Source organism: Heyndrickxia sp. FSL W8-0423 (assembly GCF_038009395.1).
Classification (GTDB): Bacteria; Bacillota; Bacilli; order Bacillales; family Bacillaceae_C; genus Heyndrickxia; species Heyndrickxia sporothermodurans.
This window is the reverse complement of the sequence record NZ_JBBPBE010000001.1, coordinates 766,534-781,104: the sequence shown is the minus strand read 5'-3', so window position 1 is coordinate 781,104 and position 14,571 is coordinate 766,534. Positions and strand designations below refer to the sequence as shown.

The window sequence follows — 14,571 nt, the reverse complement described above, 5'->3', positions numbered from 1 at the left end:
ACGTTTGTTGAAAAGTAGCATGATTACTCGCTTTGCATAGAGGAGGCTTGGAGATGCCGGAGGAGATTATTTCGATAGAGCATGTATATTTTCGTTATCCGGGACAAGATCCATATGTCTTAAATGATATTTCGTTATCGGTTCAAAAAGGGGAGTGGCTTGCCATTGTTGGTCACAATGGTTCAGGGAAATCCACTTTAGCAAAAATGTTAAATGGTCTACATTATCCGGAAAAGGGGAATGTAACGGTTGACCAACTTCCATTATCGGAAGAGACTGTTTGGGAGATTAGAAAAAGAATAGGAATGGTCTTCCAAAACCCTGATAATCAGTTTGTAGGAACAACCGTACAAGATGATGTGGCTTTTGGTTTGGAAAATAGCGGAGTCCCACAAGAAATTATGGCTGAGCGTGTGAAAGATGCCTTGGAAAGAGTGAATATGCTCTCGTTTCTCGATCAAGAGCCGCACCATTTATCCGGAGGTCAAAAGCAAAGAGTTGCCATCGCGGGTATAATTGCAATCATGCCGAAAGTTATTATTTTGGATGAGGCAACATCAATGTTAGATCCAAAAGGTCGTCAAGAGGTTTTAGAAACAATAAGAGAATTAAAAGATAAACTTGGTTTGACCGTGATTTCTATTACTCATGATTTAGAAGAAGCATCAAGAGCAGATCGAATGATTGTATTAAATAAAGGCGAAGTTTTCAAAAAAGGTAAGCCCATTGAGATTTTTCAATTGGAAGATGAATTAGTTGAACTAGGTCTAGATATTCCTTTTACGATAAAAATGACGAAAAAACTTACACAATTAGGGTTTAATTTTCCAAATACGTACATAACAGAAGAAGAATTGGTGGATGCATTATGGACATTACACTTAAACAAGTAGAATATCGATACCAGGCAAATACCCCTTTTGAAAGATTAGCTATACAAAATATTGATTTAATCATTCCTTCGGGGAAATTTATTGCTATTATAGGTCATACGGGTTCAGGGAAATCCACATTGCTCCAACACCTAAATGCCTTGCTTCAGCCGACAAAAGGGCAAGTTCATATTGGCGATTTTACAATTGATTCAGATAAAAAGGAAAAGAATTTACGAAAAGTTCGTCAGAAGGTAGGAATTGTTTTTCAATTTCCTGAGCATCAGCTTTTTGAGGAAACGGTTGAGAAAGATGTATGCTTTGGGCCGATGAACTTTGGCGTCAATAAGGAAGAAGCAAAGAAACGTGCAAAAGAACTCGTACTTCAAGTAGGTTTATCAGAAGAGGTATTGGACAAGTCACCATTTGATTTATCCGGTGGACAGATGAGACGGGTAGCTATTGCTGGCGTATTAGCAATGGAACCAGAGGTGCTCGTTTTAGACGAACCGACCGCTGGATTGGATCCTAGAGGACGAAGAGAAGTGATGGATATGTTTTATCGTCTTCATAAAGAAAAAGGCTTAACAACGATTCTTGTCACACATAGTATGGAAGATGCTGCGATATATGCTGATGAAATTATTATCATGCATGAAGGTGAGATTAAGAGGAAGGGTACGCCAAGGGAAATCTTTTCGGAGCCGAAAGAACTACTTGAACTAGGATTAAATGTTCCCGATGTCGTGAATTTTCAATATTTATTGGAAGAAAAAATGGGTGAACCGATTGGGAAAACATGTTTAACGATTGATGAACTTTCAGAAGCTATAATGGAACTGCAGACAGTGGGTGAAGGGACATGATGGAGAAAATGATTTTTGGACGATATGTTCCGACTGATTCTGTTATACATCGGTTAGACCCGCGTTCAAAGCTAATATTCGTCTTTGCTTTTATTTGTATTGTCTTTTTGGCTAATAATACAATTACTTATGGTATATTAGCGATTTTCACCTTATCACTAGTGTTCATTTCGAAAATCCCTTTTCGCTTTTTTATAAATGGTTTAAAACCGATTTTATGGTTAATTTTATTTACATTAGTTTTACATTTGTTTTTTACGAAACAAGGGAGTTTAATATTCCATTTAGGTTTTGTGAAAATATATGAAGAGGGACTAAGACAAGGAATTTTTATATCGTTAAGATTTCTATTGCTTATTTTTGTGACATCCCTTATGACATTAACAACGACACCTATTTCATTAACGGATGGCTTAGAAACATTATTAAAGCCGTTAATGAAACTTAAATTTCCTGTCCATGAATTAGCTTTGATGATGTCGATTTCCTTGCGTTTTATTCCTACCTTAATGGATGAGACGGATAAAATTATGAAGGCTCAGATGGCTAGAGGGGTCGATTTTTCCGGTGGTCCGATTAAAGATCGAATCAAGGCAATTATCCCTTTACTTATCCCTTTGTTTATTAGCTCATTTAAACGGGCGGAAGAACTAGCCATTGCGATGGAAGCGAGAGGCTACCGCGGGGGAGAAGGAAGGACGAAATATCGACTATTAGATTGGAAAACGGCTGATACGATTGCACTCATTTTTTTATTATGTATAACCATTCTTTTAATACTTTTTAAAGCGTGAGGGACTAAACATGTTTCGATATAAATGCGTCGTCGCATACGATGGCTCAAACTTTTCCGGTTATCAGGTACAGCCGAATGGCCGAACAGTACAAGGAGAACTTGAAGCTGCTCTTAAAAAGATACACAAAGGTGAGGAAGTGAAAGTTGTAGGGTCGGGAAGAACAGACGCAGGTGTACATGCGACAGGACAGGTCATCCATTTCGATACACCACTACATATTCCACTTAACCGCTGGCCGATTGTTTTAAATAGCATGCTGCCAAATGATATATCTATTAAACAAACTGAACTAGTCGATGCAAACTTTCATGCGCGTTTTTCTGTTGTGAAAAAGGAGTATCGTTACAAGGTATATACGAGTCCATATCGAGATCCCTTTAAACATGTTTATGCTTATCACTACCCATACCCATTGAACCTAGACGAGATGGAGAAAGCAAGCAAACATTTCATCGGGACACATGACTTTACCAGTTTTTGTTCTGCGAAAACAGAAGTAGCAGACAAAGTTCGTACGATTGAGGATATTCGTTTTGTGAAAAGCAATGATGAACTAGAAGTTCAGTTTATTGGAAACGGATTTTTATATAATATGGTTCGCATTTTAATGGGGACATTATTAGAGGTAGGTATTGGAAAAAGGAAATCCGAGGAGATCCCTTCGATTTTGGAACAAAGAAATCGTATAAATGCTGGAAAAACAGCTCCTGCTGAAGGGTTGTATTTATGGAAGGTATATTATGACTAGTGTATTTTGTATTGTCAGAGTGAACTTGTCGCTTTATTTTTATCATAACAACTAATCCAGGTGTAACATTGTCTTGACATTGACGTCATAAAAAGATATTATTACCTATGGTATGTTATTTAACCCCACAAATAAGCCCCGGAAACTTATTCGTGATAATAATAAATACGTAACAATTGAATTTTTTATTTATAGGAGGGTAACTAATGCGTACTACGTATATGGCTAATGCAAATAATATAGAACGTAAATGGTACGTTGTGGATGCTGAAGGTAAAACTTTAGGTCGTTTATCAAGTGAAGTAGCATCTATTCTACGCGGTAAACACAAACCAACATTCACACCACATGTTGATACAGGTGACTATGTCATCATCATTAATGCATCTAAGATTGAATTAACTGGTAAGAAATTAACTGACAAAATTTACTACCGTCATACACAATATGCAGGTGGTTTAAAAACTCGTACAGCAAACGAAATGCGTACAAAATATCCTGAAAGAATGTTAGAACTTGCTATTAAAGGCATGCTTCCAAAAGGTTCTTTAGGACGTCAAATGTTTAAAAAATTACATGTTTATGCTGGAGCAGAACATAAACATGAAGCACAAAAACCAGAAGTGTATGAACTTCGCGGATAATCATTAAGGGAGGGTATTATTTTGACACAAGTTCAATATTACGGAACAGGACGTCGTAAAAGCTCTGTAGCTCGTGTACGCTTAGTTCCTGGTAACGGTCGTATCGTTATTAATGGTCGTGAAGTAGAAGACTATATTCCATTTGCGGCTTTAATCGAAGTAATTAAACAACCATTAAACGCTACTGAAACTCTTGGTAACTATGATGTTTTAGTAAACGTTAATGGTGGTGGTTTCACAGGTCAAGCTGGAGCAATCCGTCATGGTATCGCTCGTGCATTATTGCTAGCTGATCCTGAATACCGTACAACTTTAAAACGTGCAGGACTATTAACTCGTGACGCTCGTATGAAAGAACGTAAGAAATACGGTCTTAAAGGCGCTCGTCGTGCACCTCAGTTCTCAAAACGTTAATATTATTTATATATCAACGTCTAAAACCCCTTCTCGACTTCTCGGGAAGGGGTTTTTTAATGTGTAACGGGTGGTGCTCACTCCCTTTTGATTTAAAGGAAAGGGGGTGAGGGAATTACGGTTTTCGAAAGCTTAGTCATATGTATTTCTTTTGGTTCTTTTTAACAAAAAAATTAGTCATTTATTTACGGATGTGTATCAACCTTATTTCCTGCCTTTTTAACCATTTTTAGTATACTTTTTCAAACATCACATATTCCTTCCGAATAACTTCCCTTTCTTCCCACTGATTAAACATTCACATACCGCATTTTGCTTTCATTTGGAATTCTCATCTGGTTGTGGCAGTACATCCTGGTCATCGTATCTTTATCAATACCGGCTTTATAAAAGGAAAATAATCACCTGAAGAAGTTGCGAATGGAATTGCTGTAGCAATCAGATTAATAAGATCGTCCATACATTTTCATACAACAAGGGAAATTACTTTAAGTGATTTCCTTTCTCCTTGTATACCCTATTCCTGATTTGGAATAAAAAATTATTACTTTGCTCCTAGTAGTTATTTAGTAGTTAATACCCATTCCTTCCAACACTGCCCATTGTATAATGAATTTGTAAAAATTAATTGAAATATAGGGAAAAAGGGGGAATTTTATGGGTAAGAGGATAATTATGTCGGTAGCAGTTGTGATAGTTGTCGTTTCTAGCATTTTAGGATGGGGGGTGTTCAACCAGACTGTTTGGGCAGCGAATTCTGTATCTAACACCCAAGTTAGCACTTCCCCAACACTAGAAGATACGTTCATAAGTAGTCAAAGCCCATCAACGAATTATTCTAAAAGCCAGTATCTAGTTACAGGTAATCATAATACATTTGGTACTACTTGTAGTTTTCTGAAATTTCAGTTACCTAACATTCCCAAAAACGCTATTATTAGTTCTGCAAAAATAAGTTTATACCAATATTACAATACTACGAATCAAGTCACCATTGATATAAGGCCTATAAACAGTCCATGGAATGCTGCAACACTTACATGGAATAATAAACCTCTGGTAGGCAGCAGTGTTTCCAATCAAACAGTCCAAAAGCCCGGATGGTATGAGTTTTATATTACGAATCTAGTAAAGAGCTGGTATAACGGTTCTGAAAATAATGGAGTAGTCGTTCAATTTCGGGATGAAACCAATGCAACGAAGATCTTTTATTCGAATGATCATCTGACATATGAAGAGTTGAAACCCAAGTTAACGATTACCTATTCGATTCCGGAAGAAGCGCCGAAAGAATACCGAGCATACTGGGTAGATATGTTTCATGATGGTGCGAAATCACCTGCTCAAGTCGATCAATTGATAAAAGATGTTAAAAGAAGTAACGCAAACACCATCTTTCTTCAGATAAGGAGGCGTGGGGATGCATTTTACTCCAATTCAATTGAACCAAAAACGGAGGATCCATACCTTCAAAGTGGATACGATCCACTTAAAGATTTAATTCAAAAAGCACATGCAGCAAATCCAAAAATTCAAGTTCATGCCTGGTTCGCAATGATGCCAATCTGGAATAAAACAACGCCGCCAAAAGATCCTAATCACATTTTTAATGCACACGGTATGACACAGCCGAGTGAAGCTAACTGGTTAAGTAAGACTTATACGGGGAGTTATGTAAGTGGTTCGGATTATGTCATTGATCCCGGCCATCCAGATGCGGTGAATTATACAAGGGACGTCATTAAGCATGTTGCCCGTAATTATGATGTGGACGGTGTCCATATGGATCTTGTCCGTTATATGGGAGAAGATTGGGGCTATAACGATATTAGTGTGCAACGTTACAACCGAGCTTATGACAAAACGGGATTGCCTCAACCTTCCGATCCAACCTGGAAACAATGGAGAAGAGACCAAGTAAGTAATATGGTCCGAAAAATCTATACAGCGGTTCAAACTGTTAATCCGTCCATTACGGTTTCTGCTGCAACAATTGCATGGGGGGATGGTCCGAAAACTGTGGACGATTGGAATCAATCTTCAACGATGAATAGTGCCTTTCAGGATTGGAAGAGCTGGTTAGAAGAAGGTTCTATCGATTTGGCCGTCCCCATGAATTATTTCAGAGAATATGATGCTAATCAAAAAAGCTATTATGAACATTGGATTGAATGGCAGAAAAATAACCAAGGGAAAAGAATGACGCTTTCTGGGGTGGGTGTTTATTTAAACTCTATTCAAGATAGTGTGGCTCAAATTCGAAAGGCCCAGGAGACTTCATTAACTGGAAATAAACTGGGCGGTATTAGCATTTACAGCTACGCAGTGACGAACAAGGACAATGCTTCCAACAGCGAGTTTTATCAATCTTTAAGCTCTGCTTCTGCACACAGTCAAAATCCTGTCTTTCCATCATATGTATCGGTATCGGAACTACCATGGAAAACAGCTCCGACTAAGGGACATTTATCTGCAACTTCAAATGCAATAGATCATCAACTTGTTGAAGTCAGCGGACCGGAAGTTCGGAAGGTTTATACAGATGGCAGCGGGGATTTTCAATTACTTGATCTCACACCGGGAAGTTATAACGTCAAGATCCATAACAAATCTTATAACGTCACCATCGAAGCAGGAAAAGTTAGTACCATCATTCTTAATTAATTAGGGGGAAGAAACCATTGAAAAAAATAAAGAGACGAAGAAAAATCCTGTTTATTAAATCTGTTATTTGGACCATAGTCTTTACGTTAATCTTTACACTGATTCCTCCTTTAAAGGGGAACACAGCCTTTGCCGAGAAAAAACAGGAACCGAAAAATGTAAAAGAATTAAAAGAATTGACGGACTTGAGGACAGAAAAGTCAAAAACATATCTAGATACCAAGACACGTGAATATGTATTGGAAGAATACACAGAACCGATTCATTTTAAGAAAAACAAAAAATGGGAAAATATTGTGAATACGATTGTGAATGGAGAAGCGGGAAGCGATGATCCTGATCTTTCGCTCGAAAATAAAGCAAATAAATTCAAGGTGAAATTTTCGAAGAAAAGTAAGGAAAAGCGGACCATCCGCCTAAAATGGAAGGAGAAGCAGATTGATTTAGGACTAGTTGGAGCGAACAAGGTACTTGGTACAACTGAAAAGAATCGTGTTACCTATCCAGGGGTATTTCCAAATACCGACTTGATTTTTTATTCCGATAATAATGCCGTAAAAGAAGAGCTTGTCTTTCATAAACAACCGGAACAAAGCCAGTTTTCTTACCAAATAGAGACAAAAGGACTTAAAGCAAAGGAAACAAAAAACAGTGAAATCGTCTTTGAGGACGAAAAAGGAAAATCATTTTTCATCCTGACAAAACCCTTCCTCTATGATGCATCTGAAGCTGTATCTCATGATGTAACGATGAAGCTTCGTGAAGAAAAAGGAAAAACGTTCGTAGATGTTGAAGTAGATGAAGAATGGCTAAAATCAGCCGATCGTAAATATCCGGTTGTCCTGGATCCTAGTGTCGTCATTCACGATGCCACCACGGAAGACAACATGATTTCTTCGGCTTATCCAACTTCAAATTATTGGCTGGATCCTTCCCTTTATACAGGGAAGCAGGTGTACTATGGAACGACCCGTACACTCATGAAATTTAATTTGAAGAACCTGTTAAGCGGAGCCAAAATTACCTCAGCCAATTTTAGATTAAGTTCACATTCCAATACAAATGGATATGATCATTCTGCCAGTATTGGAGTTTATCCAATATCCAAAGCTTGGAATACCAAAACGGTGAATTGGAACAACCAACCAACTATAGAATCACAAGTTTCAAGTCTAAAAGTAACAAAAGACGGTGACTATACGTTCTATATTACTAATCTCGTTAAAGATTGGTATAGCGGTAAAAAAGCCAATTATGGTTTCATGTTAAAACATACGGACGAAACTGTGAACCGGAAAATGTTCTGGTCTAGTGATTACTCCTCTGATCCATTAAAAAAGCCAAAATTTACTGTTGTATACACGATTGAACCGATTGGGGTTGAAAGTTTCTGGACCTCTGCTAGTTCTAACGTCAATACGTATAATGGAAACTTCTATACTCAGGAAACGGATTTTACGATTAACGGAAGAGGCTTGCCGATCACGGTTAATCGGACGTACAATAGCCGTTCAGCTGATTCAGGGATCTTTGGATACGGTTGGAGTTCCAATCTCGATGAAAAACTGACATTTGCTACAGATGAACTAGTCGTTTACCGTGATGCAGATGGTACCGAACATTATTTCTCCAAAAATACATCAGGGGGATATGAATCTCCTAGCGGGGTGTATTTAGAGTTAGAGAAAAATGCAGACGGAACATTTAAATTAATTGATAAAGATCAGTCATTTACAACCTTTGATGCCGCCGGGAAGGTGGTTTCGGAAACCGATTCAAATAATAATAAAACTGTCTACGCCTACACAGGAGGGAAGCTCACCTCTGTAGCGGATCCATCCGGGCGAAAACTGACAATCAGCTACGGCACAAATGGGAAAGTAAGCTCCATTGTAGACCCTGCAAACCGAGAATATAAGTATTCTTATGATTCAAACGAAAACTTGACCGGCCTTGCAGAAACAGACAAAAACCGTGCCGTAATCCAAAACACAGCCTATGGTTATGATACCAAACATCAAATGACATCTTATACCGACGAAAAAGGGAAAAAGATGTTTATGGCCTATAGCACGGATAATCGCTTAATCAAATACGAACAGCCGGTTACATTGCAGGGAAAAATCCAAACTGACTACTATACGATGGCTTACAATACGACAACGGGTGTTACGACAATGACCGATTCAAGGGGTGTAAAAACTGAGTACACCCATAATTCCTATGGTAATGTCATCAAGCTTATATCTGATGTAGGTGGTCTTAATTATACGAGGACTTTTAACTATGATGACCAAAACAATCTCATCCAGGAAAAAGACGAAAATGCCAACAAAAGCGGAAGTACGGCCACCTATGATTATGCATATGACGAGAATGGGAACTTAACAAGTTATAACAACACACTAAATGAACAGGAAAAAATTGCGTACGATGAAAACAACAATCCTATTCAATTTACGGATGCCAAAGGGAATGTTTCCACTGAGGAATACGACAGTAAAAACAATAATGTCGCTTCTACAGATGCAGCAACTAAATCATCTGCTACCAAATATGATGCGAATGGGAATGCAACCGAAGAAACATCTTCCGTCAGCATCGGCGAAAGCCTGTTATTGAATGGAAGTTTTGAAAATGATGCGAACAACGACAATTGGCCTGATAACTGGAAAAAGATCGGTACGGCCACTTTCACATATGACAAAAGTGGAGCAGCTGTACAAAAAGCCAAATTAGGCACAAAGCAAATCAAAATTTCGAACCCGTCCACAGCTGCTGCTGTAGAAAGTGATCGGGTTACCTATGATCCGAAAAAGAAGTATGTAGTGAGTGGTTATATCAAAACCACAAACGCCAATTCTAATGCCAAGCTTGTCATCACAGGCGGCAATTCAAGCGGTCAGATGACCCAAACAGTTAGCAGTGCCATGCTCAAAGGGACTACGGGTGTAGAAAGAATGCACTTTGTTATAAACCCGGGAGACCTTCCTGCCGACACCACGTTCATGACGTTAAAAGCGTACGTTAATGCTGGAACTGGCGATTATTTCTTTGATGGCTTGCAAATCGAAGAGGAATACTACGGTGCTTTTAATTTAATTGAAAACAGTAATTTCGAATTGGATGCAGATAAAAATGGAGTCCCTGATGGTTGGTATTTCCCTGGAACCCTCACTACTTCCGATGGTGTCGATACTAAAACAGCTTATACAGGTAGCAAATCGATCAAATTAACAGGCAAACGTGGAGTCGATAAGTTTGTCCGTCAGGAAGTGAAAGTGAATGGTAAATCCGGCCAAGAAATTACTGTATCCGGATTTTCTAAAGTCGATGCTCCGACGGCTTCCGCCGGTCCTTATCAGATGAATGTAGCAATCAATCATACGGATGGTACGATCCAGTGGGTGAATGGCGATTTTGATAAAACGAAATCCCATGACTGGCAGCACGTTTCTTTACGATTTGCGGCAATAAAGGATTTTAAGTCCTTAACGGTTTATTACCAGTATAAAGATCAAACAGGAACAGCCTGGTTCGATGCAGCCAAAGCTCAAATAGGTTCAATCCGAACAAAGTCTGCTTACGATTCACTTGGCAACTACGTGATCAATAGTACCGATCCGAATGGAAATAATGTATGGAAGACGTATGATTCAATTGGCAATGTCACAGGGGAAACCGTTGGCGGTGATACTCGCCAATATGAGTATAATGCGAATGACAACCTAACAAAGGTAATTGATGAAAATGGCCGTACGACAACGTACGAGTACGATAAATCCGGAAACCATACAGGAACTATAAATGCAAATGGCAAAAAGACCACATCCACTTATAATGAAAGAGATGATATCACATCATTTACGGATGCCCTTAGTCGCAGCATTTCATATGAATACGACCTTGTCGGAAATGAAACAAAAACTATTTCCCCGAATGGAAGTGTGATTGAACATACGTATAACAGTGTAAATCGGAAAACAGCCACCTTCCATAATGGAGTAAAGCGTTTCGAGTTTTCGTATGATGCCAACGGCAATCTATTGACGGAAAAAGATCTTCTCACCGGTGTAACGACGACATTTGTGTATGATGCCGATGACAAATTGAAAGAAAAGAGAGATTCAACAGGCAAGAAAAATACGTACACGTATGACAAGAACGGTAATCCGCTTACTAGTACGTTTGCATCAGGGACAACAACTCTTACTGTGACCCGAGGTGTGGATAAAAACGACCAGACGACTAAAATTACAAGTGGGAAAACGGATGTTACGTTTACATTTACCGAGAATGATCAGCTCGCTGGACTGAAAAATAAAAACGGTACATTCTCACTTTACAATTACGATGGAGCTGGCCAGCTGACTCGCCTTCTGACGACGAATTCTCAAGGAGCAACAATCGAATCCTTCGATTATAAGTACGATGCGAAAGGGAATCGGGTTTCGGAAAAATCAACCAAAGGCACGTCTCAGTTTACCTATGATAAGAGCGGCCAACTGACCAAAGAAGTTCGTCCGAATGGGGATACTTTAGAATATACGTATGATGCTGTCGGCAACCGCCTGACAAAAAAAGTGACAAAAGGAACCACTGTCACCACCGACATATATACGTATGATGCAGCAAACCAGCTTTCTACTATTAACGGCAAGGCTGTGACTCATGACAAATCAGGAAACATGACGAACGATGGAAAGAAAACTTTCATCTATGATGCAGATGACCGATTGGTCGAAGTAAAGGAAGGAACGACTTCACTAGGAAAATACCAGTACAATTCCGAGGGACTTCGTGTTAGCAAAACAACGGGCTCCATCACTGTTTATTATACGTACGATGAAAACAATAATGTGGTATTGGAGACCGACTCTGCTGGCAATGTTCTCGCGTCTTATGTATATGACAATGCCAACCGTCCACTTACGATGACAAAAGGCGGAAAGACGTATACGTTCCATGTGAATGCAAGGGGAGATATTACCTCTGTAACGGATGAGGCAGGTACAGTTGTTGCAAGCTTTGAATATGATTCATGGGGTAACACTGTAAAAGAATCTGGAACATTTGCTTCAAGCGTTCCGTTCAGGTATGCAGGGTATCGTTATGATCCAGAGACGAAGCTTTATTACCTGCAGCAGCGTTACTACAATCCCGAGATTGGAAGATTCTTAACTTTAGACCCTGTTTTGGGTGATAAGGAAAATCCAATCACTCAGAATGGGTATGCTTATGCAGATAATAATCCCATAATGTTAGTTGATCCGGACGGGGAATGGGCATGGATGGCTGTAGGTGCAGTACTAGGAGGAATTAGTGCCTATAAATCAGCAAATAAGAAAAGCCTAAAAGGTTGGAAAAAATGGGGATATGTTGCTGGGGGTACAGCATTAGGGGCTGTTGGAGGAGTCGGTGCTGGTGCTTACCGTGCATCTCGGGTTGCAAGGGCTGCATACAAAACAACAAAAGGTGCAGCTCGTTTTAAAGGAACAGCTGCACATAATGCTTGGACAAAAGCCATGAAAAAAGTTGTCCCAGGGGGTAAATATAATAAAGCTATTAGGGGAACAAAAGGAAGACCTGATGCCCAGTTTCTCCGAGGAAGGTTGGTACTTGAATTATCAACACGAAATCAGTTCAAAACTAAACGGAAAATTCAACAAATCAAAAAATATAAGAAAGCCGGAGCTTGGATAGTTTTAAAAGTTAAATATTAATGGTATATGGGGGAAACTTGTATTTATGGAGTTTCTCCCATATACTACCCTTACATGAGGATAATCGTTAAAAAAGGGGGGATTTTTGCTGATGCAAAGTCTTGATGATTTAAGAAATATTTTTAATAAAAAAGAAGTTAACGAAGAAATAATAGAAGAACTAGCCTCCTATGGCAAAAACATAACACATAAGCTAATTGAATGCTTTGAAACAGCCAATATATCGGGGAAGAGGGGAATAATTGAAACATTAAGTTTAATAGGTGACCCTCTGTCAATTTCCTTTCTTAAAAAGGTCACGGACAACCAAAACGAAAATTATCTTATTAAAGCAAGTGCAGAAGGAGCACTTGACAAGCTTCAAAAACAAGAAGAATCTGTAAAACGAAAAATAGCAAAAATAACAAAGCAAGTAATTAGTAATAAAAAATTGAATTCTATTGAAGTAACAAATTTAGTATCTGATATAGCGATGTTAGGTTCTATGGGAAGCTCTTCATCTATTAATCAATTGTTTGAATTAAGCCATTCAATACCTAGAGTTAATGAGCAAGTAAAAGTAGCAAAACTTCATGTTCAAAAAGGTATTGAAGCTATTATTAGTGAGTATAAGAAAAAAGATTCTATATATAGTAAGGACGCTTTATTGGAAGCAATTTACTGTTCTTATGAAACAAAAGAAAGAAAAATAGTTATTCCAACAATTATTGAGGACCTCAGTTCTTCCGAATATGTACCTTTATTTAATTCGTTATTAAGGTTTTGTGATAAGGATTTCCCGAAGGATGTCATTAACAATGATATCAAAGAACGGTTATTTTCTATTTTAAAGGGCAACTACAAAGCAAACTTAAAAGATTATGCGGCTCAGGCCCTTGGTAATGTTCTTACAAGAAAAGATCAAAAATATGTTCAAAGGTTAGAATCAATTCTAAAAGAATTAAACTCAAAAAATAAATTTTTAACTTTGTTTGATTTTAATGGTAACTATCTTAAGGAGACACTTGAAAATTCGTTAAGAAAAATAAAAAGAAATTAATCGCGTCATGAATTGAATATGTATTTAGGTTCGTAGTTTTTGAGGAATAGTTATTATTATCACAATGTTGTATTAAAATGGTTTCTTGTAAAAATAATTAATCTTGGTCTCCTTAAAATATCCCTGTTTAAATAGAGTATTTTAAAAATGATAACCTAAAAATTTTAATGGCTCCTTGTTTATAAACCTAGAATATATTATTTGAAGCATTCGATGCGCTAGATGCAAAGAGTGTTTTTTACTATTTCTAGCCATTATCAAGTATTGCTGGTATAAGGTTCTGACATTCTAAAACTGCTTTTGTGCTTTATGCAAAGTGGTTTTAATAAAAGGTAGAACCCAACCATGATGCCAACGGTAATTTGTTAAAGAGTGATTCAATAGACAAGAAATATACGTACACGAATAATAAAAACGGTACTTCCTCACCCTACAATTGCGATGCAGCATGACAGATGACCCGTCTTCTAACGATAAATTCACAGGGAGCAACAATCGAATCCTTCGATATAAGTATGATGAGAAAGGGAACAGGGTTTCCGAGGAAAACAAACAGTGGAACAGCCCATTTCACCTATGACAAGAGCGGCCAGTTAACCAAGGAAGTCCGTTCTAACGGGGACATTTTGGAATATACGTATGATACAACGAACCAGCTTTCTACCATTAACGGCAAGGCTATGACTCATGATGAATCCGGCAACATGACGAACGATGGAGTATGATGCATATGACCGATTGGTTGAAGTAAAGGAAGGAACGACTTCACTAGGAAAATACCAGTACAATTCCCAGGGTCTCCGC

General features: G+C 38.2%; 10 protein-coding genes. All 10 read left to right on the top strand.

Annotation, left to right across the window (positions count from 1 at the left end):
* Window positions 1-53: 53 nt before the first annotated feature.
* The 10 genes from MKY81_RS03885 (at window position 54) to MKY81_RS03840 (ending at window position 14,492) form a co-directional block, all read left to right on the top strand.
* Window positions 54-893, top strand: a complete 840-nt coding sequence (locus tag MKY81_RS03885) for an energy-coupling factor ABC transporter ATP-binding protein (RefSeq protein ID WP_107919875.1) — start codon at window positions 54-56, stop codon at window positions 891-893.
* Window positions 869-1,738 carry an energy-coupling factor ABC transporter ATP-binding protein gene (locus tag MKY81_RS03880; RefSeq protein ID WP_066226724.1) on the top strand — a complete coding sequence of 290 codons (870 nt, stop codon included), beginning with the start codon at window positions 869-871 and terminating at the stop codon, window positions 1,736-1,738. Before MKY81_RS03885 ends, MKY81_RS03880 begins: the two co-directional genes overlap by 25 nt.
* Complete coding sequence (locus MKY81_RS03875) at window positions 1,735-2,532, top strand: energy-coupling factor transporter transmembrane component T family protein (RefSeq protein ID WP_066226726.1); 798 nt, start codon at window positions 1,735-1,737, stop codon at window positions 2,530-2,532. Before MKY81_RS03880 ends, MKY81_RS03875 begins: the two co-directional genes overlap by 4 nt.
* A 10-nt stretch (window positions 2,533-2,542) precedes the next feature.
* Entirely contained in the window at window positions 2,543-3,283 is a 741-nt protein-coding gene (truA, locus tag MKY81_RS03870; protein WP_108072418.1) for a tRNA pseudouridine(38-40) synthase TruA, read from the top strand.
* A gap of 206 nt (window positions 3,284-3,489) precedes the next feature.
* Window positions 3,490-3,927 (top strand): 50S ribosomal protein L13, encoded by a 438-nt coding sequence (gene rplM, locus MKY81_RS03865; RefSeq protein ID WP_066226732.1) that lies wholly within the window; start codon window positions 3,490-3,492, stop codon window positions 3,925-3,927.
* Between the two features lie 21 nt (window positions 3,928-3,948).
* On the top strand, window positions 3,949-4,341 hold the full coding sequence (rpsI, locus tag MKY81_RS03860; RefSeq protein WP_066226734.1) for a 30S ribosomal protein S9: 393 nt from the start codon (window positions 3,949-3,951) through the stop codon (window positions 4,339-4,341).
* Between the two features lie 657 nt (window positions 4,342-4,998).
* Window positions 4,999-7,005 (top strand): family 10 glycosylhydrolase, encoded by a 2,007-nt coding sequence (locus MKY81_RS03855; RefSeq protein WP_341116830.1) that lies wholly within the window; start codon window positions 4,999-5,001, stop codon window positions 7,003-7,005.
* A 17-nt stretch (window positions 7,006-7,022) separates the two neighbouring features.
* A complete protein-coding gene (locus MKY81_RS03850) occupies window positions 7,023-12,728 on the top strand; it encodes a DNRLRE domain-containing protein (RefSeq protein WP_341116828.1) in 5,706 nt (1,901 codons plus the stop codon).
* Window positions 12,729-12,819: 91 nt separating this feature from the next.
* The gene (locus MKY81_RS03845; RefSeq protein ID WP_108072422.1) at window positions 12,820-13,767 is read left to right on the top strand and encodes a hypothetical protein; all 948 of its coding nucleotides are present in this window, start codon (window positions 12,820-12,822) and stop codon (window positions 13,765-13,767) included.
* A 515-nt stretch (window positions 13,768-14,282) separates the two neighbouring features.
* Entirely contained in the window at window positions 14,283-14,492 is a 210-nt protein-coding gene (locus MKY81_RS03840; protein WP_341116827.1) for a hypothetical protein, read from the top strand.
* Window positions 14,493-14,571: the final 79 nt, after the last annotated feature.

What these genes read in the sequence shown, in the direction of transcription:
- MKY81_RS03885 (WP_107919875.1), top strand. Translation starts at nt 54, where the DNA reads ATGCCGGAGGAGATTATTTCGATAGAGCATGTATATTTTCGTTATCCG.
- MKY81_RS03880 (WP_066226724.1), top strand. Translation starts at nt 869, where the DNA reads ATGGACATTACACTTAAACAAGTAGAATATCGATACCAGGCAAATACC.
- MKY81_RS03875 (WP_066226726.1), top strand. Translation starts at nt 1,735, where the DNA reads ATGATGGAGAAAATGATTTTTGGACGATATGTTCCGACTGATTCTGTT.
- truA (WP_108072418.1), top strand. Translation starts at nt 2,543, where the DNA reads ATGTTTCGATATAAATGCGTCGTCGCATACGATGGCTCAAACTTTTCC.
- rplM (WP_066226732.1), top strand. Translation starts at nt 3,490, where the DNA reads ATGCGTACTACGTATATGGCTAATGCAAATAATATAGAACGTAAATGG.
- MKY81_RS03855 (WP_341116830.1), top strand. Translation starts at nt 4,999, where the DNA reads ATGGGTAAGAGGATAATTATGTCGGTAGCAGTTGTGATAGTTGTCGTT.
- MKY81_RS03845 (WP_108072422.1), top strand. Translation starts at nt 12,820, where the DNA reads ATGCAAAGTCTTGATGATTTAAGAAATATTTTTAATAAAAAAGAAGTT.
- MKY81_RS03840 (WP_341116827.1), top strand. Translation starts at nt 14,283, where the DNA reads ATGATGAGAAAGGGAACAGGGTTTCCGAGGAAAACAAACAGTGGAACA.